The organism is Fibrobacter sp. UWB12, assembly GCF_900142485.1.
GTDB lineage: Bacteria > Fibrobacterota > Fibrobacteria > Fibrobacterales > Fibrobacteraceae > Fibrobacter.
The window spans coordinates 62,036-87,849 of record NZ_FRAZ01000007.1 but is presented as its reverse complement, the minus strand read 5'-3'; the positions used below and the strand labels follow the sequence as shown (position 1 = coordinate 87,849).

The 25,814-nt window shown below is 44.0% G+C and carries 16 protein-coding genes; 5 read left to right on the top strand and 11 right to left on the bottom strand.

The window, feature by feature from the left end:
* Nucleotides 1-101: 101 nt before the first annotated feature.
* The 5 genes from BUA34_RS11715 to BUA34_RS11680 all read right to left on the bottom strand — a co-directional run bounded on the left by BUA34_RS11715 (nt 102) and on the right by BUA34_RS11680 (nt 5,596).
* Nucleotides 102-755 (bottom strand): metal ABC transporter ATP-binding protein, encoded by a 654-nt coding sequence (locus BUA34_RS11715; RefSeq protein ID WP_072829825.1) that lies wholly within the window; start codon nt 753-755, stop codon nt 102-104.
* 50 nt (nt 756-805) lie between these two features.
* Nucleotides 806-1,858, bottom strand: coding sequence for a metal ABC transporter substrate-binding protein (locus BUA34_RS11710; RefSeq protein WP_072829823.1), 1,053 nt, complete (start codon nt 1,856-1,858; stop codon nt 806-808).
* A 554-nt stretch (nt 1,859-2,412) separates the two neighbouring features.
* Nucleotides 2,413-2,790, bottom strand: a complete 378-nt coding sequence (locus tag BUA34_RS11695) for an Hsp20/alpha crystallin family protein (protein ID WP_072829817.1) — start codon at nt 2,788-2,790, stop codon at nt 2,413-2,415.
* A gap of 967 nt (nt 2,791-3,757) precedes the next feature.
* Entirely contained in the window at nt 3,758-3,901 is a 144-nt protein-coding gene (locus tag BUA34_RS11685) for an alpha-amylase (RefSeq protein ID WP_072829813.1), read from the bottom strand.
* Between the two features lie 195 nt (nt 3,902-4,096).
* Nucleotides 4,097-5,596: a hypothetical protein gene (locus BUA34_RS11680; protein WP_139255936.1), complete on the bottom strand. Its 1,500-nt coding sequence runs from the start codon at nt 5,594-5,596 to the stop codon at nt 4,097-4,099.
* Between the two features lie 142 nt (nt 5,597-5,738).
* Between BUA34_RS11680 and BUA34_RS11675 the strand changes: the two genes are divergently transcribed.
* Together BUA34_RS11675 and BUA34_RS11670 are read left to right on the top strand one after the other, a co-directional pair.
* A complete protein-coding gene (locus BUA34_RS11675; RefSeq protein ID WP_072829809.1) occupies nt 5,739-6,047 on the top strand; it encodes a hypothetical protein in 309 nt (102 codons plus the stop codon).
* 96 nt (nt 6,048-6,143) lie between these two features.
* Nucleotides 6,144-6,743: a master DNA invertase Mpi family serine-type recombinase gene (locus BUA34_RS11670; protein WP_072829807.1), complete on the top strand. Its 600-nt coding sequence runs from the start codon at nt 6,144-6,146 to the stop codon at nt 6,741-6,743.
* On the opposite strand, the gene BUA34_RS11665 is transcribed toward BUA34_RS11670, so the two are convergent.
* The gene (locus BUA34_RS11665; RefSeq protein WP_072829805.1) at nt 6,713-8,803 is read right to left on the bottom strand and encodes a DNA/RNA helicase domain-containing protein; all 2,091 of its coding nucleotides are present in this window, start codon (nt 8,801-8,803) and stop codon (nt 6,713-6,715) included. The two genes, BUA34_RS11670 and BUA34_RS11665, sit on opposite strands and share 31 nt — an antisense overlap.
* Nucleotides 8,804-8,974: 171 nt before the next feature.
* A complete protein-coding gene (locus BUA34_RS11660) occupies nt 8,975-10,390 on the bottom strand; it encodes an RNA-binding domain-containing protein (protein ID WP_072829803.1) in 1,416 nt (471 codons plus the stop codon).
* Nucleotides 10,391-10,580: 190 nt separating this feature from the next.
* Between BUA34_RS11660 and BUA34_RS11655 the strand changes: the two genes are divergently transcribed.
* The 3 genes from BUA34_RS11655 to BUA34_RS11645 are packed head-to-tail and all read left to right on the top strand — an operon-like array spanning nt 10,581 to nt 15,077.
* Nucleotides 10,581-11,777, top strand: a complete 1,197-nt coding sequence (locus BUA34_RS11655) for a DNA cytosine methyltransferase (RefSeq protein ID WP_072829801.1) — start codon at nt 10,581-10,583, stop codon at nt 11,775-11,777.
* Between the two features lie 4 nt (nt 11,778-11,781).
* A complete protein-coding gene (locus BUA34_RS16020; protein WP_072829799.1) occupies nt 11,782-13,743 on the top strand; it encodes an AAA family ATPase in 1,962 nt (653 codons plus the stop codon).
* On the top strand, nt 13,740-15,077 hold the full coding sequence (locus BUA34_RS11645; protein ID WP_072829797.1) for an LlaJI family restriction endonuclease: 1,338 nt from the start codon (nt 13,740-13,742) through the stop codon (nt 15,075-15,077). Before BUA34_RS16020 ends, BUA34_RS11645 begins: the two co-directional genes overlap by 4 nt.
* Nucleotides 15,078-15,419: 342 nt before the next feature.
* Here the strand turns inward: BUA34_RS11645 and BUA34_RS11640 are convergent, their stop codons facing one another.
* The 4 genes from BUA34_RS11640 to BUA34_RS11625 all read right to left on the bottom strand — a co-directional run bounded on the left by BUA34_RS11640 (nt 15,420) and on the right by BUA34_RS11625 (nt 25,724).
* Nucleotides 15,420-16,124, bottom strand: a complete 705-nt coding sequence (locus tag BUA34_RS11640) for a hypothetical protein (protein WP_072829795.1) — start codon at nt 16,122-16,124, stop codon at nt 15,420-15,422.
* Nucleotides 16,125-16,199: 75 nt separating this feature from the next.
* On the bottom strand, nt 16,200-18,338 hold the full coding sequence (locus BUA34_RS11635) for an ATP-dependent DNA helicase (RefSeq protein WP_072829793.1): 2,139 nt from the start codon (nt 18,336-18,338) through the stop codon (nt 16,200-16,202).
* A 1-nt stretch (nt 18,339) separates the two neighbouring features.
* Nucleotides 18,340-22,038, bottom strand: coding sequence for a UvrD-helicase domain-containing protein (locus BUA34_RS11630; protein ID WP_072829791.1), 3,699 nt, complete (start codon nt 22,036-22,038; stop codon nt 18,340-18,342).
* A 2-nt stretch (nt 22,039-22,040) separates the two neighbouring features.
* Nucleotides 22,041-25,724 (bottom strand): exodeoxyribonuclease V subunit gamma, encoded by a 3,684-nt coding sequence (locus BUA34_RS11625; RefSeq protein WP_072829789.1) that lies wholly within the window; start codon nt 25,722-25,724, stop codon nt 22,041-22,043.
* Between the last annotated feature and the right edge of the window lie 90 nt (nt 25,725-25,814).

Here is a 25,814-nt window from a genome sequence, read left to right as displayed (position 1 = left end):
TCCGGCCTTGAACCGATAGAATCCAATGGAAAAAATGACTGGATTCTTCGAAGCGGTTCGCTTCTCAGAATGACGAGATGCATTGAGTGACCGTTTACAGATTAATTGTTGAACATGGTGTTAAAATCCAATACCCGCGTGGCGTACTTTGTTGCGGCTTCTACATCGTGCGTGACCATCACGATTGTCATTTTCTTTTGTTCGTGAAGTTCCTTGATGATATTATACATATTTTGTGAAGATTCAGGATCGAGGCCGGTAACCGGCTCGTCTAATAGCAACATGCGTTCGGCGGCGCAGAGCGCCCTCGCCAAAAGCACGCGCTGCTTTTGGCCACCCGAAAGCTCGCGGAAACACGCTTTCCGCAAGTTTTCGGTTCGGGTGAGCGCCAAACATTCGTTGGCGCGCTCCCGGAGGGCGCGACCGTAAAACGGGAGCAGCAAACTTTTACCCTGAAATGCCGAAAGCACAATCTCTTCGACGGAAGCAGGAAAATCCTTTTGCGTAACCGTAATTTGCGGCAAGTAACCAATATGCTTTCGCTGTAAATTGTCGCGAAGCTCGATTTTCCCCGCTTTGGGGCGCAATACGCCAGCAAGCCCGCGCAAGAACGTTGTCTTTCCGCAACCGTTTCTACCGATGATGCAAAGGTAATCGCCTGTGTTGATTTCGTAATTGAAACTATTGACTATGTTCTTGTTACCGTAACCGAGCGTAATTTGGTTGCATTTAATAAGAGGTTTATTGTTGCTCATTCAGCTTGTCATGCCCGATTTAGTCGGGCATCTCCTTTCTACTTGAACAATTACTTGATCGCTTGTTTCAGAACTTCAAGATTCGACTTCATAATTGACAAGTAACTAAAGCCTTCGGCAATTTGCTGTTCTGTTACCGATTGCATCGAATTGATGGTAAGAACTTGTGCTTCCTTTGAGCTCTTGCTTGCTTCGAGAATGGCGCGTGCGATTTTCTGGTTCCCTTTTTCGATGGTGAAAATGGACGGCAACGATAGAGAATCCATCTTCCCCGCAAGGAACGCAATTGTCTCAAAGCTCGCTTCGCTTTCGGCGGAACAGCCCACAAACGCAGCATAATACTTAAGGCCATAATCGTCCACCAAATAACGAAAAGGAAAACGGTCTCCGAAAAGAACTGTCTTGCGTGCTGCGCCGTCGACGGTAGCGCGGTATTCGTTATCGAGAGCCTTGATTTTTGCGATGTAGTCTTTTGCGTTTTCGGTGTAGAGCGTTGCGTGTGCGGAGTCTTTCTTTGCAAGTTCTGTTGCAATCTTTTGTACCAAAATTTCGGCGTTCTTCAGCGAGAGCCAAACGTGTTCATCGTTTTCGACTTCTTCTTCTTGGTCGTGATGATGGTGGTGCTCTTCGGCATGCTCGTCGTGATGTTCATGTTCTTCGGCGTGTTCCCCGTGCTCTTCGTGTTCCGCCTGCATCCCTTCGACAACTTCTTCCGCCTTGACGCGGTCTCCGAGAGCTTCCATCAAATTAATTTCGGAACGGCCTTTTTTCGGGGATGCTTCGAGCACATCCTTGATCCATTCATCCGATTCTCCACCCACGTAAACAACCATGTCAGCACTTGCAATCTTTGCAATATCCTGTGCCGTGGGCTTGTAGCTATGCAAATCAACACCGTTCTTCATCAAAAGCGTGAGATTTACAGAGTCTGCGCGTGAACCGAGAATTTCTTTAGTCCACGCGTATTCTGGATAAATTGTTGTGACGATGGAGAATTTAGTTTGTTCTGCTTTTTTGTTGGGGGAGTCGTTGCAAGCAACGAGTGAAAATATTGCTGCCGCAAAAACGGAAAGCAACAAAGAATAAAATGAAATTTTTTTCATTTTTAAATCCTTTTAAAATGTGTAAATAGAGGCTTTGAGCCGTGATTTTATTTGAATATTTTTTGCGTAAGCGCAGACGCTTATTGACGATAATTAGTCTAATTCAATAAAAGGATTTTTTGCGAAACGAGCGTAATCGGCCGCAGAACAATGACCGCGAACCGCACCAGTTTAAAAAGAAAACAACGGCAAATGAGCTCTATCGGGGCTTCGACGAGTTCAAAGCAAAATTCCGAAATAAGGTTGAGACAGTGGTGTATATGGTGACAAGTATGGCAGTGCTCGCCATGGCAATGATGGTCTATGTGGTGCTCTGTGTAGAGCAACGCCAAAGTGACCATTAGCTTGTCTAGAATATGAAACACGGTATCTCTCAAAAAGTAAACAATCTGAAATTGAGAATGATTCTCAATTTAAAAGATAATAAAAAAAGTAAAATTTGGCAATCAAAAAAAAGGCTCCCAGCAGACGTCGGGAACCCTTTTGTTGTTCTAAGGAGGAGTTGTATGAAAAAGGAGCTTATGAATTTTTTTAGGCGTTAGCCCGATTGCCGGTTAGGCAATCGTGATTTTGCGGGCTGCGGCCTGAGCTTTCTTGGTAAGGTCAAATTTCAAGATACCGTTTTCCAAGGAGACCTTGATGTTGTCGGTGTTAATATCGTCTGCCAAGCGGAAGCTGCGTTCGTAAGTGAACTTTTCGTCCTTGCGGGCGCGAGTGGCCTTGACAGTCAAAATATTCTTTTCAACTTGGATGTCCATATCTTCTTTCTTGACGCCCGGCAATTCAACTTCGAGAGCAAAGCCGCCTTCGGTTTCGTAGTAGTCAGCCTTCGGCGTGTAAGTGCTTTCGCCCTGTGCGTTTGCTGCGTTCAAGCTGTCAATGAAATTCTGGATACCATAGAAAGCGTTCGGAAGGATCTGTGTGTTCATCATAATTTTAACCTCTTTTTGTTGCGGGCTCGGCGTTTACCGTTGGCCCTTTTGTTTTACACCCTACCTTAAGCGAAAGCCGTGCCAACTTTTTTAAAAAGCGCGCTTCGCGCAGAAATTTTTATGGAAATTTGTGATTGCTGCTCCAAAAATGTCGAAATTCGCTCAAAAACAGCAATTTGGGGTGGGGTTAAATGCGAAAAATCTCGGGCAAAGGCTGTTTTTTGCGATTTGTTCAGCGCAGTATTTCATCGCGAAACGCCCCGTGTTTCGCGCGTGAAACATCCGGTGGATCAATTTGAAATGGGGTGGTTTTGGGGAGCAAAGCGACCCCTTGACGGCGCTTGTTTGACGGATGTAGATTCTTGTATTGTCAGTTAAACGAACGGTAAAGGAGAAAAAATGGACTATACATTTACAGAACAAGAAGCCGAAACAATGTATTACTGGGGACAAGTCTCTAACTGCGAATGCGGTTTTAAAGAACATGAACAAAAACTATATGATAAATTGGAACGGCTTCTCACTCCGTTGCTAAAAAGAAAAGGAAGAATCTGACGGTTTCTGGGTTTCCGTTGAAAATGCGAAACAGGCGCCGCAGAATACGACGCCTGTTTTGTATATTTTTATTGTCCGTTTAGCCAGATGTGAAATTTTCGCTGATTCTAGTCTGTTAGACGGATTTTTTTATTTGCGAGGATTGTTATTCCCGCGTCCACCACCGGAAGGACCTGTGCCTCCACCGTGTCCACGAGGCCATCCTGCTCCGTTAGGGTCGTTTTGTGGTTGGGCCATGATAGTGTCTCCTTTTAATAAAGTCCTGAAATGTGCCAGCCTTGACCAAAGGGGCATTTGTAAGTGTACATTCTGATCCCGGTAGCGTGGGTTCGTTCGGTCGCTACTTCGCGAGCTGCCGCTTCGGAATAATAGAGGTTCTTTTTTTGGCCATTTCGGCCTGTGCATGCACACATTATCTTTTGCTTCCCTGATATTTGGAATCCATCGGATTCATTTGGCGCGAACGGTTGTCCAACATGGCCTGATATTGCGCGTTGTATCCTGTGGTTCCCTTGTTGGCATTGCATTGGTTGGCATGATTATCAATGGGCTTCATATTTTACCTCTTTGATAAAACGAAAGCTGAATTACCTTCGTGCAAGAATCTTTTGCGAAGATTGATTGCAAAAGGAAAGATAGATTTGAATCTCTAAAAAAGTATGAATTGAGGAGGAACACAAAGACACCGTTTTTTCAAGTTGAAAAAACGGAAAACTTTTTCTTCAAATTTCAAAAAGTAGGTACAAAAAATTCAAGTTGTCGAATTTGTTTGGACCGTTTTTTCATTTGACCAAGAATTCGATAACCTCTGAATGGCTATGACAAGCAGAACAACTGTAAGAATATTCAATAGGTCTTTTAAGAATTCTGCATCAATATCGTTCGAGGCTATCAGAAACAAGTTCTTTTCATGATTTAAGCCTTGGGATATGATTAGGTTGCTTTCAAAGCCCCAAAGGGTAGGATTTTTAGTCCAGTCTTTAAGAATTCCAATATCGTCTTTTTCATGGTTTTTGAACGATTCGCAAAGAGATATCATTACAATGAGAGTGTTGAATTTTTTTGGTTCTTCTGCGGCCCATTTTTTTATGTGTTTGTTAGAAAAATCAAATTCGTTCAAAAAAGTATTCTTGCTTCGGTGCGACTCGGCTGCTTCTAGAAATTCACGACTTGGATTACTTTCATATTGTTCGTCAATCTCTTTACATTGCTTTTCGAGCTTTTCCCATTCCTTGTCGCTACATACTGTCGCGCAAACTTCAAACAGGGAAATCCTTTTGTCTCCCCACTCTAGCTTCCTTTGTTTTCTCTTTTTTTCTACAATTTCATCTAGACAAATCTTTTTTACTTTCTTTATTGTTTCGGGATTCGAAGTATTGTAAATCTGCTTGAAAGCCTTGTCTGTAAAACCTCGTTCCCCGTTAAAAAAATTGAACGTGTAAGAATGTATTAAATAAAAACGACCGAGAAGCCAAATGCTGTCTAGGGGATTCTTTAGAGCTGTTTGAACGGTTTTCCCCTGTATACTCGAAATGCATGCCTTTTTCCAAAACATGCACATCTCATTTATTGTTAAGTGTTCTGGAGAAAAGAAATAAAGGAACTTGTCAAAAAAATCAATGCTTTCTGGAGAGAGCGTTTTTAGCGCATCATGTAGTTCATCTGGAACATTTTGCGCTTCCTTACAATTGTAATCAATAGGAGACTTCTTTTCAGAAAGAATGAATAAAAAATTCTTTAGCTGGTTTATACGAGTGCTATCATCACGGCTTTCGAATAGTTGCCAAAGTCTTGCCACGCTCCAGGCAAACTTAAAAATGTTTGCGTATACGATATACTCCGGTTTAGTCCATTGCTCCTTGTTAGGTTTTGGGAACCATTCTATATACTCTGTTTTAATTTGAGTCCTTGGAACATCGGATTGGAATGATTCGATGAACTTTCGTATGCTTTCGCCGACCAAGCCGAGATCGTTTAGGTGGAACTTGAGGTCTGTTAGATATTCGTTAGCCTCTTTTTCTTTGTCCGGCTCTAGGCCCTTGTTTTCGCTATGGTTGAAAAATTTGAAAGCGTACAAGAAGGCGTTATGGGCGTTTGGCTCTGTTTGGATTAGATTCAACCAATACTTTAGAAATGGATGGTATTTCTTTATGTCCACACCCATATCGTCACAGGCGATAATCATCGCTTCCATATAATCATGGCAATCACGGTCTAATAGCGGATGTTTTAGATATGTCAACTCGTTCATGGCTGTCAATATACCAAATTCGTGTATTGTGGTGTGTGCGATTGATGTCAGTTTTCTTTTTTGCGGAGGAGAAATCTGTTAAAGTTCAGGCTATTGCATCTTGAAATCGGTGAAATTAAATTCCCTTACAGGGAAAAATAACATGTTCAACGCATCACTTTCATGGATTAAGAGCAAACAAGTCTTCCTGAAAATTCAGGCGGGCACGGGAGACAATTTGCAGCAAGAAGACATCCAAAAAGGATTTGTCGATTATTGTCTTTGGTCTACTTTCAAGCCGGAAAACATAGACATAGACGGGGAACTCGATATGGAATGTTTGGATGGCGGAATGGTTCTGTCCAAGGAGTATTTCACCCCGAAAACAGCGTTGGAATCATGTTACTACGAGGCATTTAGCCAGAATCACAACGAAGGAGATGTTGTTATTTTGATAGAAGAATCCAGTTAAATTAAAACAAAACTTAAGCAATTATTAGATCATTAATATATGGCCATAACAGGCCGGTTAGCTATATGAGAATTGAAATGGAACACAACACACAAAATGGTTTACGGCTATATACGCGTAAGCACCGACAGACAGACTGTCGAAAATCAACGCTTTGAAATAAAGCGATTTGCACAGCAACAAAATTTGCAAGTTGACGGTTGGCTTGAAGAAACAATCAGCGGAACAAAAAGCTATACAAAACGCGGACTCGGACGCCTCCTGAAAAAAGTCAGGAAAGGTGATTTAATTATTTGTGCAGAGCTTTCGCGCCTCGGACGCAGCCTGTTCATGATTATGGAAATCTTGAACATCTGCATGAACAAGGAATGCCGCGTATGGACAATCAAAGACAATTACCGTCTCGGCGACGATATTCAAAGCAAAGTTCTCGCGTTTGCTTTTGGCCTATCCGCTGAAATCGAACGGAACCTAATAAGCCAACGCACTAAAGAAGCGCTTGCCCGAAAAAAGGCCGAAGGCGTAGTTCTTGGGCGACCGAAAGGAAAAACGCCCACACCCAATCAGCAATGCGAAAAGAAACGCGAATGGATCCGCGAAATGCTGTCACAAGGCATGCCCAAGAGTGACATCGCCAAGAATTTGCACATCGCGCGCGGAACGCTTTATAGGTTCTTGGATGGCGGGATAACCTGAAGCCCAATCGATTCTAGATATTTGTAGGTGTTATCGTAAAATTCAGGTTGTCGCGTAGGGTCTTCCCTGTTGCCCTCAGGTACGCAGAGAATCATTCCTTGTCGGGCCCTAGTCAATAGAACTCGGTAAGCATTGATTTGATATTTCTGATTAATTTCCTGCCTATTCTTTTGCCATCTGTTGTTTCTGAATGTGTAATAATCCCAATCGCTTTCTTTATATCTCAAATCGCCATCCCACGCAACGCAAGCCCAATCTAATTCCAAGCCTTGAACGTCAAACTCCGTGGCGACATCTTCCAAAAAGAGCGAAGAGCGTAAATCACGTTCATCGTCCAAGAACCAATGAACAACATCGCATTCGCGTTTCACATCTATCGCCAAAGGGCGTAGACGTTCAGCTTTGGAACTGACGATGATGCCATAGCGCTCGCTACCCCTGGCCCTTTTTCGAAGCCAGTCTTTGGCTACATCGATATTGCGCGTTAAGCAAATAGGATAATTTGCCTTTATTTCCTCGTAAACCTTTTTTGCTTCGGGAACATTGCGCTCTAGCAGATGGTGTACGAATAGCGAAAGTTTTTCAGCGCGGAAAGAACGCATCGATACAGCCAAATGCAAATCAGACGAATAATTGATATTGGGGCAACCGCTCAGGATGTTTTTAACGTTCCCTTCGGCATATTCTTTATCGGTCAAATGGTCTGAAATATACACGTTCCAATTGGGGAACGACTCCTTTACGGCTCGCACCCATTCTCCGATGCCGGCTTCTCCATTATGAATTTCTTGACCGCCTCCGACAAGACAAACGATTACAGCCCAGTCCTTACGAAGATTTAAGGACCAGATGAGAAACTCGGCCTCGGACATCGGAAAATCAGGAACTTTTCTCTTATTGCCATAGCTACCGCCTCGCGCAAGCCAGTCCGCTAGCTTTTTGAGATTCCATGAACGCTGTGCCTCATCGAAAATAGCGATATGTTCGATTTCCGAATGTCCCGCATTTTCGTCAGCGATGGAAATCGTTTCGTCAATTTCAAGTTTTCCGCCGACAATTGGCGTCTTGATTTTATTCAGCATCTGTTCACGGTAATTGTAGATTTCCTGAATAAACAGCTTTACTTTGCGAACGGCATCGGTGTAATTGCCGCCATCGCGTTCTTTTTTATCCCTAGCAAGCGCCGCCGTGAGAACCTTTACTAAAGGCCCATTTCCGGATAGATAGACGGCCAAACTATCGTGCGTTTTTCTGGAGTTTCTCTTAGATTGCTCAATTGCTACATTTAGGCCGACCAATGTTTTTCCGGCGCCTGGAACTCCCGTGACAAAGCAGATGCTTTTCTCTTTTTTATTGCGAGTTTTTTCAATTACGTCTAGAATAAAATCGGTCGTTTTCTTTAACGTTTCGCCTGAAGCTTCCGTACGGGTGATATCTTCTACCGAGTGGTTCAAGTACAAGGCTGTGGCTGCTTCTATGATTGTGGGTGTCGGCTCGTATCGGCTTTTCTCCCATTTATCCACAAAATCAAATTGTGTAGGATAAGGGCTTTCCCTTTCCAAAACTTTATTTATAATCTGCGAAAGGTTAGAAGAATTGACGAATAACGGCTTGTAAACCCTATCATTGTAAACAGAAAACTTTAGGCAATGAGAAATTTCTATTGCCTCGGTAGCAATCAATATCGGAACAATGACTCTATTTTGACTTTCTTTATGGAAGTTCTTCAAGTCAAGAGCGTAATCCATTACCTGTTCTTCATCGTTTTGCAGATATTGAGTTTCACCAACTTTAAATTCGAGGCAAAAGACAATGTTGCGCAATAAAAGAACGACATCTATTCTCTTGGCCAGACGCGGAATTGTATATTCAAATAAAACTTGAGTTGCTTCGTTTTTCCACTGCGAAAGAATTTCTTTCAACAGCAGAATTTCCTCTTTCCAGGCATTTTCTTGTAAAGGATCTTTCCCGCCTGCATACACTAATTGCTTCAGAATTTCATGCGTGTCTTCTGTTAAAAATTCAGCGAAGGATTTCGAATAATATGCGTTGAGAGACATGGCATCCTTCTTGATAGTGTGTATTGGGAAAACGTTCCTTTTCTTTGAACACAAAAATAAATAAAAATACTGTCATTCTAGTGACAATATTTTCATCAAGAAAAGAAAAACCGGTCTCTTTGAATCGGTTTTTATGAAAAATTAATTGAGAATTGGTCAGTCGTAATAAATCTATTTTTTCTCAATGATTTCCCAATATCCGTTTTTGTTACTGCCGACCCGCTTCAGAACACCTAATTTCTGTAGTTTTGACATGCATTCGCTTACGGAAGAACGTTGAATTTTAAGAATGGTTGCCAGTTTCGCTTGCGTAATACTTGAATTTCTAGAAATTTCCGCGAGTATGGTCTGCTGTGTATCTGTAAGTTTTATTGTCGGGTTTATTGTCGGGTTTATTGTCGGGTTTATTGTCTCTTCATCCAGGATGATTTTCCCCTGTTTCTTTTCGGCATCCATATATTGCTTACTCGGCGGACAATCCACAACAAGGCCTCCCGAATTTTCTTCGGGGATAGGCAACTTTGCCTTGCGGAACTTGCATATGTCAGAAATATTCTTGTAGCCACGGCCCCAGCTTTCAACATAACCAGCCTTAAAGAACACATTTGCAATATTCGGATTGCGCGGTTCGGAAGAATGTGGCTTGAACAATTTTTCGACAGGAACATCAACAGGCATCTTGCCGATATTCCAAATGCGGATTTTATGGGCATACACGCGAATCTGAATCGGTGTAGGCCTCGTATAATCACGATGAATTACTGCATTCAAAAGTAATTCTCGAAAAGCTTCTTTCGGGAAGAAAAATGTTTCCTTACGATGAATGCCTTCGTAGCTTATAAGAGCCTTCATGTACTTCGTGTAGATAAGGTCCATCGTCTTTTCAACCTGCATAATAAGCGAACCATGGACTTCATCCTGATAAATAATGTCAGCATCGTTATCAGCAAAGAACCCAATCTTTGTGTAAGCACACGTGACCCATTTTTCAGGATCCGGATGGAAACACATAACTGCTGCCCTCGTCAAATAATCATTCTCATACAACCGCAAATTACGCAAAAGAACATCTGTCGGAACATCAAGCGCCTCGCGGTCAAGACGGTTGTGGTCAAGAGCCATTTTCTTGAAAATCTTGATAGAATTATTATCCAAGTCATTGACATCAACATTCGGCACGGGAACGCTATCCCATGTACGCCCTTGCACTACAAGAATCATCTTATCCAATTCGTTGCCCACAACCTCTTGCGTTGTCGAACCGCTACGCTTATAGTATTTCCCGTGATAACTGACTGGGAACGGATATTTTTCCACATCGATACGAAAATATTTCTTCCCAGCGGCATCAAGAAGCCCCACTTCGCAAATCAAGCCCATGGATTGCAAAATTTTGTTTGGAATATCCGTTGAAAGTTTGCGATAATCCTTTAATCCGCAAATTTCGCCATTATCCATTACGCCGATATACAGCGACCCACCATGCGTATTGGCAAAAGCGCAAATCCACTTGAGATATTCGTCTCGCCAGCTCTGCTTGAATTCAAGATCATGCTTTTCATCTTTATTGATTTTGATGATAGTCATTGTGGCTCCTTTGAAAAAAAAGAAAAACATTTGATAATCATCAAATGCCTTTCGGAGCCTACACTATTAGGAACCGCAGCAGAAATGTAGCATATATGCCAAAGTTGGCAAGGGCCTTAAGGAAATTTTACATAGGGCATCATTTTCCCTTTTCGATTCAAACAAGTGTTCCGTTTAAACGAACGTTTAAATGGGACAGAAAAAGCCTATTCGTGTATTGTCGCTGTTTTCCGGTTGTGGTGGTTTAGATTTGGGATTCTTAGGAGGTTTTTCATTCTCCGAGAAAAATTATGATCGATTGAATACTGATATTGTATTCGCAAATGATTTTGATCCAGATGCCGTCAAATGCTATAATAGCAATTCTCTTCTTGTTAAAGATTCCGCTCAATCTATTTGTAAAGATGTTAGAGATATAAAGGACGAGGATTTTCCTGATTTCGACATAATGATTGCTGGTTTCCCTTGCCAGCCCTTTTCTAATGCAGGGAATCGTAAGGGGGTAAATGACAAAAATGGCCGAGGTACTTTGTTTGAAGAATGTGAGAGAATTTTAAAGTATAAAATTTCTCAAAAGAAGAAACCCAAGGCATTCTTGTTTGAAAATGTTCGAGGAATCCTTTCATCTAAAATGCCTGACGGAAAAACGACCGTTCCGAACGAGATTAAAACAAGAATGGAAAAACTTGGTTACAATGTCTCCATGCAACTGGTTTGCGCAAGTGATTATGGAGTTCCACAAAAAAGATATCGTGTGCTTATTATTGGCGTGGATAAGAAAATAGGTTCGTTTGATTTTGAAAAGATAAAGGAACTCGTTCAAAAAGAAGACATTCCTTCGGAATCTTTTGGAAAACAGGAAAAATTGCTTCTTGGTTCTATTTTAAAGGACGTTCCTAAGGAAGAATTTTGGGAATATACAAAAGCCACACAAAATATGATTGAGAAAATCGGACCATGTGCTCATGGTGCAAGGGCCCTGAATTTCTTCAAAAAAGATTTTGATTACGACAAGATGCCTGAAAAATATCGTATTGGAAAATCGTGGAAGGATATTCCTCCAGAGGATTTAACGCCTCGTTTTAAGAAAATTTATGATGATCCTAAGAAATATCATTCGCCTAAATTTTTCAGAAGGTTTGCTTTTGGCGAAATCAACGGAACGATTACAGCTTCGTCTCAGCCTGAAAACTGTGGGATAACACATCCGATTGAAAATAGACGCTTTACCGTTCGTGAAATCGCAAGAATTCAGTCTTTCCCGGATAATTTTGATTTTAGCAAAATTCCTTTGCAATCAAGGTATAAGGTTATTGGAAATGCTGTTCCGCCGATTCTTGGATGGGTTGTTGCAAAAACGTTAACAGAAATTATAAAGGAGGGATAGTTGTATGTTTTTGTCAAAAGATAGTTTGAAAAAATTATACAGTAAATTGAATTGTTTAGTCCCGGAAAAAATGGTGGATGGAAAAACTATTGTTAGTGCTATAAGATATTTTTTAGCAACAGATGAGTTCAAAAAGAATGAACAACGTTCTTGTGATACAAATAAAAAGGAAGATGACGAAAAGTTTGTCAATTATGTTGGACACGTGGTCTTTCTTTCAAAAGAAGGCAAGTCTGCATCTTTATATACGAAAAATTTTGCTGAGCTATTAGGTACTGAAAAAGATTATAAGGTTCAGAGCAATTTTTTTACACAAGGACAAGTGCGAATTTCAAAAGCTACTAAAAGAGCGGAACCGTATCCTAGTGGAAGTGGAAACAACGCCCTTCTTGTTTGTGATGACGGCGTGGTTGATATAGCTAAAAATGGATATCAGGTTTTTGCGGAAAAATATCTTCAAAATGATTTGTTGAAATTTACACTCCTTTTTATATGGCTCAATCGATACACTGGTTTCAATTCTAGTGATACAATTTATGAAGATTTTTTAAACGAATTGCAAAAAAATTATACAAAAATATTGTGCGAAACCCTGCAATGGAACTCGATAAATGTAAAACAAACTTTTGATCAGGTGATATCTGAATATACATTTGAAGATGGTTGTTCGTATCTAGAAAAAAATGATATTGTAGATGATGAATTTACACAGCTGTTAAAGAATTTGGGGGCTATGCTGAATGAAGGGGCCAATAAAAATCGGCTGAACGAATTTCTTAAAACTGTAAATTTAGAAGAAATTGAAAAAGAGGATGAATCTGGTTCCGGTGACGAATGTCGTCATTCCCAAATCATCTACTACGGTGTTCCGGGGTGTGGCAAGAGCCATCAAGTTAATAAGAAAATTAAATCCATTCCAGACTACAATAAAATAAGAACTGTATTCCATCCGGAATATACAAATGCAGATTTTATAGGACAAATACTTCCCGAAGTGTGCGTTGATACGAATGGACATTCTGTTGTTGAATACAAGTTTAATCCGGGACCATTTACGGAAATTATTCATCGCGCCTATCTTAATCCCGATGAAGAATTTTTCCTAGTGATTGAAGAAATTAATCGCGGGAATGCTGCGGCAATCTTTGGAGAAATGTTCCAATTGCTAGATAGACTTGATGCAGATGAAAATCCTAAAGAAGTGTCTTCGGAACATATCTATGGGAAGGGCTGGAGTTCGTATGGCATAGACAACCCTGATATCAATGCGTATATCAGGAACCAGCTTGTAATTTCTTCAGAAAGACCTGAACATTGTTCAAAGGTTAGTGGGTCGGGTGAAGACGCTAATCCAAGACTTTATAAATCCATAGACATTGAATCTGGAAAAATGACGGTCACATGGAGAGAAAAGAACGGAAATGGTTTTACCCCTAAACCCAATCATCTCCATTTCTCGGCCAATACAGCGATCCGCCTTCCACCAAACGTTTCCATCTACGCAACGATGAATACCAGCGACCAAAACGTATTCACGCTCGATAACGCATTCCAACGTCGTTGGGATATGGAACTGATTCCGAACACCTGTAATTGGAACGATGTCGACCATAAGAATCAGGCTCAATTGTCTATCGGTAATACGGATATCTGCTGGGAAACCTTCCGCGAAGCCGTAAACGCAGAAATCTCTGGCGGTGATTTTTTCAATGCCGATGACAAACAGTTAGGATTGTTCTTTATCGAAGCCAATGGCAAGAAAATTGACGAGAAAAAATTTGCAAACAAGGTCCTGAAATATTTGTGGACCGATGTTTTCAAACGCAATACTGATAAAATTTTCAAAGCCGAGAACTTGAGTAAGGCCGTGGAAGATTTTACGGGCGCAGATGCATTCGACAAGGTATTTATAGAATCATTCGTTCAATCGCTGAAAGACGTCAACGAAGAAATAAAGAATAAATGAACGGGCTGCAAATCAATGTTGCCGGAAAGGGCTCGGACTTTGTTGGTCTGAACATCACATCTGATGCGAGATGCGTTACATTCCCTATGGGCTATGCGATTGCATCGTGTGTTAACGCCGACATTACGCCGTCCTTGCGTTCTGAAATCCTTTTACTGATTCGGAAAATCAGCGACTGCGAAAAATTGCAGGACGAACGAATTTGCCGCATAAACAAGAACAACCTCCGTCACGATTTCCCCATTGGCAGCATCCTGTTCTTGATAGAAGATTTCCTTAACCGTGGTTCCTATTACACCGAAAAAGAAAAGGTCAAGGGAAAAGGCTTACCCGGGAAAATTTCCTGGAACAGCACTATCAAAAGGATCAAGCCGATTGTCTCCGAGCGAGGCATTGCGTTCCTGGATTTTATAGTCCACAAGAGCCGCATAAAGCACGACCGCCTTATTACAGAACTGCACAAGTACTGCGTTTACAAGTCGTTTGAACTTTTTGGGTTCCTTTATACGTCTGCCTTGCCGGAGCTGGGGCTCATCAGCGAGGCTGACGTCAAGAAGAACAAGGCCTATTATGTTCGTTTTCTGGATTCGAAAATTTCGGAAACCCATCTGGAACAGAACGCCGAACTCTTCGTCCACATGAAAAATGTGATTCAGAATTTCGATAGCGAAGACTCGATAAGTTCAGCAACTTACGGGACGAATTCCTTCCATACGGTCTGGGAAAGCGTGGTGGATAAAGTATATGGAACAGTAAGCAAGTCGGAAATGGATAAATATTACCCCCGTTCTGGCTGGAAAAGGCCGATTGGGGAACTGCTAAAAAATAACGCACCTTTGCGACCCGACACCATAATGATTGACGACAGCATCGGAATTAAGTATTGCTTTATTCTTGACTCCAAATACTATTCATACGCCGCAATGACGAATAACGGAGCAGATGAGTCTGAAGATGACTCGCAGATTTCAGTTTCTGCCCATGGCTCTATCCCCGGAACGGATTCAATTCAAAAGCAAATCACCTATGCCGAGTTTATTGACAAGTCAAAGACTCCGCCTAAGAGCGAAAGCCTTGCAAAATACAAGTTTGATTCAGATAAAATCTTCAACGCATTTATTCTACCGGGAAAAGTTGATAACGAAAGCGGAATAAAATACATCGGTTTCGCTGAAGCCGATTGGAATACGCAGGCCACAGAAGGCTACCGAAAAATCCACGGATTTCTTCTTGATACAAAAACCGTGATGCAAAAGCATGTTTCGCCATCAGATGTGCGAAAGACGTTGGCGGGGCGTATTTTAACAGAAATCTCAAATATCCCTCAGCAATAAATCGATCGCGTTAGGGATAGTGACCCCTTGGGGCGGCGCTGTGGCTCCGTTGCAAGAGTGGCGCGGGCGCACTGGGTGCGCACGGGGCGCCTTGCAAAATAGCCCGACCCGGCGTGTGCACCGGGGAACACGCCCATAGGCTGTTTTTTTGAAAATATGATTTTGAGGTAGTGACCTCAAAAAAGAAAAAACTTGAAGTCGTCTAAAAAACTAAAGGAGATGCCCGCTCGGAGGCGGGCATGACAATCGCACGGGGTCGGGCATGACAGTGAAAAGGCGACGTTCTGTGAGTCTTGTAAAAAAAGAAAATGCCCGCTTTCGCGGGCGCTTCTCTCGAAAAAATTACTTCTTCTTTGCGGTGCTCTTTTTCGGGGCGGTGAAGTAGTTCTTCATGAATTCGTCGAATTCTTCGTCTTCGATTTTGTGCATCACGGAGAGTTTGTCGAAAATCCAGCAGAGTTGTTCATCGGTCTGGATGGCGATATAGCCGTCTTTGCGGAATACCTTGAGTTTCAAGAGGCCGCTATCCCAGCGGTTCGAAAGCTTGAAGTCTTCGAGCAAGCGTGCGTGTTCCTTGCAGATGGCGAGTTTGTCTGCAAAGGAGTAGATTGCCGGGTAGATGTTCGGGTTGCAGAGGTGCAAAAGGCCGTTGCGTGCATTGGCCGGGTTCTTGGCGAACTTCTTGGAGGCGAAGTCTTCGAGTTGTTCCTTGATTTCGGAGACGGTTTTGCCGCGCGTTGCTGCCGGGAGTGTCGAGAACTGGTTCAGGATTCCCTGCAAAAAGCTGAGGTCCCAATTCTTGGAAGATGTGCCGGTACCAGCTTTCCAGAGGCCTGCGTTGCCTTTGGCGGTGTTGGCGATGGCGTAGAGTGCGACTGCCTGTGGTGCGAATTCGCCGCCGTTGGCCGGGGCGGCGGGGATTGCTTCGACGGTTTCACCGAGGAAATTTTCTGCGAGGAACTGGTCGAATGCGTCGTAGATTGCTTCTTTGCCCGGGACTTTAAAACGGGGGGCGCCATTTGCTTTGAGTTCTTTAATTGTTGCCATTTTTCGTCCTTTGTTTATTTATTTACTATTTAAATATACACAGAAAAGAGGGCGTAGGTACAAAAGAATTCAAAACTATAGCGAAATTCCCGTATTGCGCTCGCTGACGGTGGTAACTGCGGCTTTGAATGTGTCGTCGTTTGCGATGATGGTGACGCTTTCCTTGGCGCGGGTGATTCCTGTATACAGAATTTGGTTTGTCAGTAGCGGGTGCCCGATTTTGGTCGGGAGGAACATGGTAACGTGTTTGTATTCGGAGCCTTGCGATTTATGGATGGTGATGGCGAATGCGGTTGTGAGCGAATCTTCGGGGAGAATCGAGAGCGGGTAAAAGACAAAGTCATCGCGCGTTTTTCCGGTAAGTTCGCTGTTTTGCAGGGGCGCCTTTTTGAGCATAAGGCAGGGGGTGTTGCCTTCGAATACGACTATGCCTGTGTCACCATTGTAGAGTTTGAACATTTCCTGATTTTTGGTGATGATGAGCAGTTGTCCTGGGAAGTAACCGGAGTCATCCCATTGGACTGTTTCGCCTTGCTTTTTCTTTTGTGCGCGCCAAAGGCTCTTGATTTTACTACAAACTTTTTTATTGATGTTTTCGATGCCGCGGAGTCCTCGGCGTTCGGCGCAGAGGATGCGCTTTGTCAGCGAGAGCTGCCAGATTTCATTACGGCGGGCGGTTTCGCTGTGGTCGGTGTCGCTTGCTTCGGTGCCGGTGCGCTCAGGGTGGATGTTTTCTGCAAGTGCGGGGAGTTGTGCAAAGTCGCGGGACCATTCGGCGATGAAGTTTTCAATGCGTTTGTCTTCTTCTTTTTTCGAAAGCGGTGTGGAGTCGGTTTCGAGTTGCTTGTAGAAAACCTTGTCCTTGAATGTCGCGGCGTTTCCCGTTTTGTCGGGAGTGGGCGCAATTTCGTTAACGGATGCATCGCTGCTAGTGAACTTGTGCGGAACAAACTTTGTGTTGTCTTTTGTTTCTGCAACGGTTTTGATTTCGGCAGCGAGTTTTCCGATGTTGGAACGGTCGTCGAATCGGTTGGATTCGTTGAGCTTGACAGAAAAGTTGCTGCCGCTTTCGTTCACTTTGAGGATTTCGCCGAGGACGGCTCCTGAGTCAACTGAGGGGAGCTGGAACGGGTCGCCGAGAATGAATATTCGTGCGCCTTCGGGAATGGCTTCGAGGAGGGCGGCGAACATTTCGATGTCGATCATGCTTGCTTCGTCAATGACGAAAATTGAATTTTTTGGGAATTGTTCTTCGCGGTTGAACGAAAAGCCGCCTTTGCTTTTGGAGAATCGGAGTAGGCGGTGTATGGTGCTACTTTCGAGTTCGTTCAGCTTGCGGAATATGGGTTCGTTGTTGGTCTTTTGTTCTTCGCGGATTCTAGCGAGACCATCGATGAGGCTTTCACGCATGCGGTCGGCGGCTTTGCCACTCGGTGCTGCAAGGTAAATGTTCCAATCAAGCATGTCGCTATGGCTTTCGAGTAAATTCCACAAAATGTAAAGGACTACTGTTGTTTTGCCAGTGCCGGGGCCACCTGTAATGACGAGGTTTTCTGTTTGCCCGCGGATGATGGCTTCGGCTTGGCGTTTTTTGATGAGGAATTGTTTGCCGTTGCCGAATGGCTTACACATGCTCGCGATTTTTTGTGTGCAGTTTTCGATTTCTTTGTCGGCGGGGGTGTGGCCGTTTTTGAATAAGATTTTTGCGGATTGTTCGATGACGCATTTGGCATCGAAGTGCTTGGTAAAGTAGAGGTGCGCTCCGCTTTCGCGTTTAGCGAGGACGAATGGACAACTTAATGCATCTTCGATGGAAGTTGTGTCAGTTTCGCGGCTTTCCATGATTGCAGAAAAGTCGTTTGTCAGAATGTCTTGAATGCCATCGCGAATAATGTGGGCGAAATCGGCGACACTTGCGAAATTGCTTTCATCAATGTCTTCTTCGACGGTGCTGATGCGGAGTGTGACTAGGCCGTTCCATTTGCGGGCCCACATGTCTGTGAACTGCGATGCATCTAGCGGAACGCGCGTGTTGCCGTCGTCAAGGAGCGACAGGCAGAGCGTTAAGAATTTTTGCGTTTGCAGAGGAACGTCTTTTTTGATTTCGAAAAGTAAATGGAGTAGATGTTTGTCAAGCGCAACGAGACCGCGCATTTCTGTGAGCGCGTCGATAAATTCGTCGAGGGATTCGGTGGCGATTAATTTATTATCCATTTTAATTTTCCTCCTTGATGTGGGAGGGCTTTACCATAAGGTCTTTAATTTTCTGGTAGGCGCGTTCGAGGTCTGCAAAGCTGTTCCATGTTTGTGCGTAAATGCCTTTGGGCGTGTTGCCTTCGGTGCCGCGAATGAATGCGTAATAGATACCACCAAAATGTTGTTCAAAAATTTCGGCTTCGCTTAAGTTTTCGGCAGTGCCTTCGCCGTAGAATTGCTTGAGCCATTGGATAAGGCAATAGCTGTAAAGAACTCGTTGGATGGAGTAGTCGTTATCGACTTTTTCTTTGAGCGCTTCAGGCGTGTAGGTGTTGTTTTCGAGCAGGTCCGATTTCCAGTCGAGAATGGAGTAGCGCTTTTTGCCGTTGACGCTGCGGACGAACAGCAAGTCGATAAAACCTTTGCAGAAGCGCTTGAGTAAATCGCTTTCGTCGCTTGCGTTTTGGTTGAATTGCACTTCGGGCTTGTGGTCGCTTTCGGGAATGTCTATAAGCGCGAATGTATCAGTTGTTTTAGAACTGCCCGCGATTTCTGGCAACCTTGCGTTTTGCGTGTTCCATGTATAGCGTGTGGCAATGTCGATCCAAGAGTCGCGATGATTCCAGATGGGGAGCGATTCGCGTTTGAATTCTTCTTCGATGATGTTTCTCGTTTGTGGATTGGCAAGTGCGTTTTCGAGCGTCTTGTTTTCCAAACCGAATTGATGGAACTTTGTACGTTCGAAAATGCGATGGAGGGCATTACCGGCGTGCGAACCGCGCGGGAATCTCTGCGCTGTTTCGTTGAGGTGCGTTTGGTAATCGAGCGATTCGTCAAATGCGATGGTGCAATCGTGCGCTTCGGTGTCAATATCCCGAATTTGTACAATTGGCGTACGCGCTGTCGCTATTTCGGCACCCTCTGGATTCAAACGGTCGCCTTCGTCTGTATCGACTACGGAATCGGCTTTGCCAGAAAGCGAACTGTAGGAATACTGCATGATGCTTGCATCGGTGAGCTTTTGCTGCAAGCGGACCATTTCGGTTTTTTGATTTGTAATGTTGTTCTTAATTTCGTCTGCGGTCAATGTGTTCCCGATTCCAGAAAGTGCATTGAACGGCTTGAGGATGCGTTCCTTGACAGTCTCGCTTAACTGTTGCGGATTCCAATTCTCGATTTTAGGTAAATGTGTTGTCAATTGCGGCGCTGTTTCAAGCAGGCCTCTAATAGAGCCTTCGAGGAATCTGTATTCTTCCTTGACGCCTTTGGTGTTTTTCCATTTTTCGTAGCGCGGCAACATCAAGATCGAAGATGCACGTGTGAAATCGACGTAGAAAAGTCGTTTCCATTCTTCGAGTTCTTCGCGTTCGCGAGTTGTTTTAGCTTTTTCGCTGAACCCGAGGCGAATTTCATCGTTGTCATGATAAAGGAACGGGCCTGTTCCCGGTCTTTTGCCTTTGAACCCTGCAACAGAAATCACAACCGGAAATTCGAGGCCCTTGGACGCATGAATGGTCATAACTTGTACGGCGTCATAGTCGCTGCTTTTTTCTACAAGGTTGCCGTCTTCATCATCGGCGTTGTCGCTGTAGTTTGCAAGCGCTTCTAGATGGCGAACAAGGTCTTCAATAGAGCAATTGTGATTGTAAAGGTATTCGATGGCGTAATTTCCGATTTGGCGGAGCCTTGCCAAGTTTTGCAATCTGGAAATTTCTGTGAGGCGTTCTTCGACTTGCGTATCACCGTAAATGCGTTCGAGCATTTCGGCGTAGCGGCGTCTTTGGGCAAGTTCGCGCCAGGCGTTCAATTGCAAACGCACAGAATTGTTCGGGTCGTCAAACGCACTGCTTTCGGCATAGTGAATGTCTTGCTTTGCGATTCTGAAAAAGTCCGTGATGAGTGCTTCGCTTAAAAGTCTTCGGTTCCAAGCGGAATAATCAGGGGCGTCAATGGCTTTAAAAATGGCAATCCATTCGGCGCATTCGCGGCAGCTGAAAAGGTTGCTGTCTTTGTAACGGCTGAAGGGTACGCCTGCAGAACGCATGGCATCTTCGATGGAATCCATTTCGGCACGGCTGCGTGCGAGTACGGCAAAATCCTTGAATGTAACGTTTCTGTATTTGGTGCAGTCTTTTTTGTCGAATACTTGCAAGGCTGTTTTTTTATCATCGATAAATGTACACCAGTCCACAATTTTTTGAACGGCCGCGCGTGCAAAATCTACTTCGTTAATGTCCTCGTCGCTAATCCAAATTGGGGCGATTTCTTTGCCGTTGATTTGAGGCGGTGCCTTGATTTGCGAACTATTTTGCGGAGGGAGCGATGGCTCAAAATCTACGAGCTTTGTTGCGCCTTCGTTGGGCGTGAAAAAATCGCCTTTGAAAAGTTCGTTGCAACCGTTGATGATTCCTGTAGTAGATCTAAAGTTTGTTTGCAACGACATGCCGTTTTTGATTTCGTGAATCGCTTTTTGATAGACGTTCACATCGGCGCTTTGGAAACTGTAAATGGATTGCTTGGGGTCACCGACGACAAATATCTTGTCGAATACGGCACTGAATATATCCCATTGCAATTGGTTGGTGTCTTGGAATTCATCAATAATGGCATAGGCGTATTGTGCGCGGAGCCTTGTCTTTAGCAGGGATTCGCCTTTGCTTGTTTCAAGCGCTGCACGATGAACCGATAGAATCATGTCGTTGAACGACTGGTATTTCATTTCGGTTTTATAGGATTGCCATTCGTCAAAAACGTTGGCGGCTTGCGTTATCAAGAATTTGTTCAGTAAAAAGCTGTTGATAGAACCGAGCAAATCTTTTAGGTTTTTAAACGCGATAAAGGCTTCGTATGCATCTGCTGGCCAGTTTGTTCTAATAAACTCGTTATCCTTGAACGAAACGGCTGAAAATAGCGAACTGCCTTTTTGCCATTGCTTGAGTATGTTCAAAAAGTCTTCGATGCAGTTTTTGGAAGTCTTGCTGAATTTTTCAGACGGATATTTTTCAAGTGTTGCATATGCTTCGTTAAATGCGGGAATGACGAGGATTTCGTCAAATTTGCTGACTGCTGCGATGGCGTGCAAATCCTCTGTGCTTAAAATCGTTTCGCCAATTGCAATTTCTTCGGGCTTGTCCAGTGGAATAATTTCGCGGTTGCCTTCGCTCCCTTTGTAAATGTTCGTGATGCTCTTGAGGCCTTCAGTGATTTTTCTTGTAATCGCTTGCGCAGAATCGTGCTTAATCAAGAACTGAAAATCTGAATTGTCGCTCCAACGGTCTCGAATAAATTGCTCGATGAGATTTTCGACTTCGGCATCGTCAATCATCGACATGTCAAAGGGCCTGCCTGCATCGTAGGCGTATTCCTTTAACGCTTTTTGGCAGAATGAATGAATGGTGAAAATGGCGGCGTTATCGACGTCTTGGTATGCTTTTGAAAAAAGTGCAAGTGTTTCGCTATCGAGTTCTTTTTCGCTTTCGTTGGTCTTATCCAGTTTTTTGCTGATAAGAACTTCGTCAATTTTTTTGCGGATGCGGTCTTTTAATTCACCTGCCGCTTTTTCGGTATAGGTGACGATGAGAATTTTTTTGAGCGGTGTCCCGAGGCTAATGAGTTTCGCCACCATCAATTGGATGGTGTATGTTTTGCCTGTGCCTGCAGAAGCTTCGATAAAAAGGCTTTTGGAAGGGTCGAATTTTTGGAGACTGAAATTTTCCATGATTATGCCTTCTTCTTTTTTACAGTTTTGCTAGCGGAACTTTCAGATGTTTTTGCCTTGGAGCCTTCATCTATCGTAAATTGCATAAGGCCGCGCATTTTTTGTGTGGCTTCTTTCCACTGATCTGTAAAGTTAATTGCGTCAAAGCCCACATCTGTGATGGGGTCGAATAGCGATTTTTTGTCGAAGTATTTCCAGGATTCGCTGAGCAGTTTTTCTTTAAAGGCGCGAATGTTGATGATTCCCGATGCGTCGAGCATGTTTGCGGGAACCGCCTTGGAATACGGAAGTTGTGATTCATCGCCAAATGCAGCCGTGTAAATATCTTGCAAGATTTCGTTTGCTTTGTGCGGTGTCATGGTAACGGTTGCGCTTGTCGCGTCTTTTGAAATGTCGCCGTTGTAGATTGTGATTTTAATAGTTTGTTCTTTTTCTGCGGTGCTTTCGTTACTTGCTCTTTGTGCAATAATGGCGAGCGCCTTGATGTAAGAAGGCAAGAACTTGGACAAGTTTGGACTCTTGTCGGACGAAGAAACCGAAACCATCTTGGTGATTTTATCGAGGTCGTCGTTGTCGCTCCAGTCAAGCGTTCCCGAAAGTGTCCATTTGCCGGTGGCGTTTTTGCGATTGAGCTGGATGTCCTGAATTTTAGCTTTGTAGCTCCAGGAATCCTTGATTTCGTTGATGAGCGAGTCGCCCATTTGCTTTAGAATTTGCGACTTGTTCGATTCTATTTCGGTAAGCAATTTTGTTCCGAAAATGCCGTCGGGCATGTTGCCTTGAAGCGTAGATTCTTTTTTGAATTTTTCAAGTTCATCGGACTTGTGCGAAAGTTCTGCAGCGACCATCATTTTGAGGAGTTCGCTTTTTTGCAATGCATCGAAATGGATGGGCTCGAACATTTCCTTTTCGGGATCGTCGGAATTGGAAGCGGCGAGCATTTGGCTGATGCGGAATTCGAACGGATCTTTTAAGAATTCGCTGAGCATGTATAGCGGAACGCGTTCGGGGCATTTGAAGTTGACGTTCTCTGTCGCGGTTTGCATGGCGCCCGTTTTCGGATTCACGTGTGCAAATCCGTCTTGCATCATGTTGAGGAATGCGCGCTTGTTGCGAAGACTTTTTTGCGTGAAAAGCTCATCGAAATTGCGGGTTTCGTCAAGCGAAATTTTGTTTTCGGGCCAAGCTTCTGACGGGCTGATTTTCGCGGCAGTTCCGGCTGCATCTCCCACGGCATTTGCCAAAAACTTGCGGATGTCGTTTACAACGGAGGTCGGGTAAAGTTCAGCATCCTTGCGAATATCTTGATTCACGTAGCTCACGTGGAAACTTTCGCTTGTACTCATGAGCTGGCAGAGGAACGCGTAACGGCGCTTTGCAATGGGTGAATCATCGCCTGGCCACGGGCGGCAAGATTTGCGGAGGTCGAGCGTGTTGTGCTGCTTTGCTCCCGGGAAGTTCATGGAATCGCCGCCGATAAAGAACAAGTGCTTTACGGGGATGATTCTGTTCGGGATAAAGTTCATGAACGTAATGCCGTTTACGAACAATGTACCGCAACTGTAAGCTGATGATTGCGCTGCTGTGAGAAGTGTTTGCTTGATGACTTTCCACGAGATGCTTTCGAGACCTGCGTCTATTTGATTGCGGAGTCCTTCGATGGCTTGCATGACGTTGCTTACGATAATTGTTTCGCTTGCGAATCCTTCCGGAGCGCCGGGCATCGATATCCATTCGTTGAGAAAATCGGTGAGCTTGTCGAGGTCCGTGACTTGTCCGGCTGCTCCGAAATCCATCCACTTTTTGAGCGTGTCGATGCAATCGACAAATTTGCAAAGAGAGCGGTTGTCGCTTGTTGCCATGTCGGAATACGGCATGAGAATATCGCTAGATGTCATGACGGGATTTTTCGTCATTTTAGCAAGGAGCAATCGACGTACGCCACCGAGCCAATCTTCTTTTTTATGTTCACGATCGCGATAGACGTTGGTGCCTTCGATCCAGCTTTCCCATTTACCAATGTCTTCTTCGCTGATGTGGCGTGTTTGCTGTACGACCGGATTGCGCAACAATGCAAAGAATGTAGGGCGTGTGATAGTCCCTTGTTCTAAAATCGTAAACAAGTTGTCCAAAACGTTCTCGGTTTGCGAACTTCTGGCAGGCGAGTCAACGATGGCAAACGGAATGTGCAAAAAACTGTCTTTATCGTTCTCGCTGGCGTATTTTTTCTTTTCAGGCGTTTGGTCAAAAATCGTCTTGATGGCAGTGCGGTAACCATCTAAATCGGGCGATACAACGAGAATGTCGTTCACGCGCGCACCTTGCTGCATGAGCTTGCAGATAGAAGTGTGCAATGCTTCGACTTCGCGAATTTTGGTTGGTGCAGCTGTTACGTCTAAAGAAGTATCTGTGCGCTTGCAATCGTCAGCGCTAAAGTCGGGCAATGTGTTGATGCGGTTTGCAATTGCGTATTGCACTTTGTGCAAAAGCGTGTCGTGCGGAAGTTCGCTTGCGTCGCTGATGGTGTCGCCTGCGCGGAAGTCAAAATCGTAATTGGCGGCTTGGCACCAGAGCTTGATGTTGTCGCGCCCTGAACGTCCCCAATTGCAAAGCAATGTATTTTCGGACTCTGCTTCATCGTGGGTGTATTCGGGAATGTCATCGACATCGTTGCTGTCGCCTGCTTCAGAAATATCAACGGACATCCTTTCGCGAACTTTGTTTATAGTCCCGGTGTTGTCGCTCCATTGCCCGTCTCGTGAGACCCAATTCCTGTGGATAGTCGCGCTTTGATTGTGGACGGTTGAAGTGTCTTCCCAGAATTCCATGCAGGGGTTTTGAATGTAAGCGTAAACGTCGTGTGTCTCGGCATATTTCTGCAAGATGACGCGGTAGAATTGCCCCATACCGCCAAGACCGAAAATGAATAGCGGTGTATTGCCGATATGCTCTGTGTGGAAGTTGACGTTGCCTGCATTGTCGTGACATGCAATGTACAAATACGGGATTGTCAAGTATTCTGTGCTTTCGCCATTTTTGCGTTTGGCTTCGTTTTCGAAAACTTCAGACAAAAGCGATTGTTTGCCATCGTGCGCATGGAAAATTGCGGAGTACAAATCGCGTTGCCATTTTTCGCGCTGCGAGATTTCTCGGTTCGAAAGTCCGAAAAATGATTCGAGCTTCCCTTGTTTCCATTTGTCGAGAATGCCTGGTGCAGAAGTTCCGTCTATGTGGCGGATAAAATTGCTCGGCCTGCTTGTCTCGTATTCCAAAAACAGCGAAGCCATCTTGCTTGCAAAATCGAAAAGATGCGTTTCGTCAAGTTTGCCGTCAATGACCAAGTAACGCTTGACTTCTTCGTCCATTTGCAAATAGTTCGGAGTACCGTTTGTTTCTTTGACGAGGTGCGCAAGGATGACGTTTCTCAGCATGTCGGAGTTTAGTTTTTTCTTGCGCGTGTCGTCGCCAATGAGAATCTCCATGAGAAAACGGTCAATCATCATGGAATTGAATCCGACAAGAGATTTCTTTTTTTGCACCCATTTTAACCTGAACCATTGCTCCAGTTTAGGATCCGGGAATAGAACTGCCGGTGCTTCAAACGGGCTTGTCCATGCTTTGGAAACGGTGTCAATCATTTCGTCGGCGAGGTTTTCGAGGTTCAGTGCAAATTTCAAGTACAGCATGAGTACAATATATCTTTTTGCAAAAACAGAAAGCCTTCGGCTGGTCGACCGAAGGCTTGTTAATCAAGGAATCATGAAAATCAAATGTAT

What these genes read in the sequence shown, in the direction of transcription:
- BUA34_RS11715 (WP_072829825.1), bottom strand. Translation starts at nt 755, where the DNA reads ATGAGCAACAATAAACCTCTTATTAAATGCAACCAAATTACGCTCGGT.
- BUA34_RS11710 (WP_072829823.1), bottom strand. Translation starts at nt 1,858, where the DNA reads ATGAAAAAAATTTCATTTTATTCTTTGTTGCTTTCCGTTTTTGCGGCA.
- BUA34_RS11695 (WP_072829817.1), bottom strand. Translation starts at nt 2,790, where the DNA reads ATGATGAACACACAGATCCTTCCGAACGCTTTCTATGGTATCCAGAAT.
- BUA34_RS11685 (WP_072829813.1), bottom strand. Translation starts at nt 3,901, where the DNA reads ATGAAGCCCATTGATAATCATGCCAACCAATGCAATGCCAACAAGGGA.
- BUA34_RS11680 (WP_139255936.1), bottom strand. Translation starts at nt 5,596, where the DNA reads ATGAACGAGTTGACATATCTAAAACATCCGCTATTAGACCGTGATTGC.
- BUA34_RS11675 (WP_072829809.1), top strand. Translation starts at nt 5,739, where the DNA reads ATGTTCAACGCATCACTTTCATGGATTAAGAGCAAACAAGTCTTCCTG.
- BUA34_RS11670 (WP_072829807.1), top strand. Translation starts at nt 6,144, where the DNA reads ATGGTTTACGGCTATATACGCGTAAGCACCGACAGACAGACTGTCGAA.
- BUA34_RS11665 (WP_072829805.1), bottom strand. Translation starts at nt 8,803, where the DNA reads ATGTCTCTCAACGCATATTATTCGAAATCCTTCGCTGAATTTTTAACA.
- BUA34_RS11660 (WP_072829803.1), bottom strand. Translation starts at nt 10,390, where the DNA reads ATGACTATCATCAAAATCAATAAAGATGAAAAGCATGATCTTGAATTC.
- BUA34_RS11655 (WP_072829801.1), top strand. Translation starts at nt 10,581, where the DNA reads ATGGGACAGAAAAAGCCTATTCGTGTATTGTCGCTGTTTTCCGGTTGT.
- BUA34_RS16020 (WP_072829799.1), top strand. Translation starts at nt 11,782, where the DNA reads ATGTTTTTGTCAAAAGATAGTTTGAAAAAATTATACAGTAAATTGAAT.
- BUA34_RS11645 (WP_072829797.1), top strand. Translation starts at nt 13,740, where the DNA reads ATGAACGGGCTGCAAATCAATGTTGCCGGAAAGGGCTCGGACTTTGTT.
- BUA34_RS11640 (WP_072829795.1), bottom strand. Translation starts at nt 16,124, where the DNA reads ATGGCAACAATTAAAGAACTCAAAGCAAATGGCGCCCCCCGTTTTAAA.
- BUA34_RS11635 (WP_072829793.1), bottom strand. Translation starts at nt 18,338, where the DNA reads ATGGATAATAAATTAATCGCCACCGAATCCCTCGACGAATTTATCGAC.
- BUA34_RS11630 (WP_072829791.1), bottom strand. Translation starts at nt 22,038, where the DNA reads ATGGAAAATTTCAGTCTCCAAAAATTCGACCCTTCCAAAAGCCTTTTT.
- BUA34_RS11625 (WP_072829789.1), bottom strand. Translation starts at nt 25,724, where the DNA reads ATGCTGTACTTGAAATTTGCACTGAACCTCGAAAACCTCGCCGACGAA.